The 1082-nt window shown below is 52.0% G+C and carries 1 protein-coding gene; it reads left to right on the forward strand.

All coding sequences use genetic code 11. From position 1 onward, the window contains the following. The first annotated feature begins 116 nt into the window (after positions 1-116). Positions 117-1073 (forward strand): IS30 family transposase, encoded by a 957-nt coding sequence (locus tag ACIFQM_RS20795; RefSeq protein WP_430043497.1) that lies wholly within the window; start codon positions 117-119, stop codon positions 1071-1073. The last annotated feature ends 9 nt before the right edge of the window (positions 1074-1082 follow it).

Here is a 1082-nt window from a genome sequence, read left to right on the forward strand (position 1 = left end):
GACGGATTGTAATATGAAGTGCGACACCTGCTGGAAATAAATAAAAAAGGGCTCATGGCCTGATTCGTGTAGAATGAAAGTTACCACACCAGCATTCACACAAGGAGAATCAGTCCATGAGTTATTCACATCTTAGCATAATCGAACGAAGCAAGCTAGAAATCCTGCATCAGCAGGGGAAAAGTGCAAGAGCGATTGCCAAGGAACTGGGCAGGCACCATGCGACCATTAGTCGCGAACTCCAACGCCATGACGAGCAAAAGGCGTATCATGCCGAGCGCTCTCAAGAGAGCTACCACCAGCGACGTAAGGCCTCGATTCCTGCCGGAAAGTGGACTGCTAAGCAGGCGGCGGTCATCGAAGAGAAGCTTCAGGCGACCTGGTCTCCAGAGCAGATCGTAGAGCGGTTGCGTCAGGAAGGACAGCGTGTGGTGTGTTTCAAAACCATTTATCGCTGGCTGTATGCAGGCCTTTTGGTGAGAGGGACGCTAACCGTACTTCGGCACAAAGGCAAGCGACAGAAGCCAGCAGAAACCCGTGGCAAGTTTACCATAGGTAAACCCATTTCAAAACGCCCTAAAGACGTCCGTTCTCGGGAAACGTTCGGCCATTGGGAACTGGATACCGTCGTCTCGAGCCGTGGAAAAAGTAAGGGCTGCGTAGCCACGTTCATTGAACGCAAAACGCGTCTGTATACCGCGATCAAGATGCCTGACCGCACGGCGCTATCGATGGAGATTGCCTTTGGCGTAGCCGCTTCTCAGTACCCTACCGGAGCCTTCCAGACCGCTACCGCTGACCGAGGCAAGGAATTTGCTTGTTATCCCAGCCTGGAAGCTACGCATGGCATTCAGGTCTACTTTGCTGATCCTTACTCGTCCTGGCAGCGGGGCTCAAATGAGAATGCCAATGGCTTGCTGCGAGAGTTCTTTCCCAAAGGGACGGATTTCGCTCACATCACGGATGAAGATTTGGAGAATGCCCTCCATCTCATCAACCACAGACCACGAAAATGTTTGGGCTGGAAGACTGCTCACGAATCCTTTTCAGAAGAACTGTCGCACTTGGCTTGACAATCCGTC

It is taken from the genome of Paenibacillus sp. NRS-1782 (genome assembly GCF_050467685.1).
Classification (GTDB): Bacteria; Bacillota; Bacilli; order Paenibacillales; family Paenibacillaceae; genus Paenibacillus; species Paenibacillus terrae_A.

Excerpts from the sequence above, each read along its gene's own strand:
- ACIFQM_RS20795 (WP_430043497.1), top strand. The coding sequence starts at position 117 with ATGAGTTATTCACATCTTAGCATAATCGAACGAAGCAAGCTAGAAATC.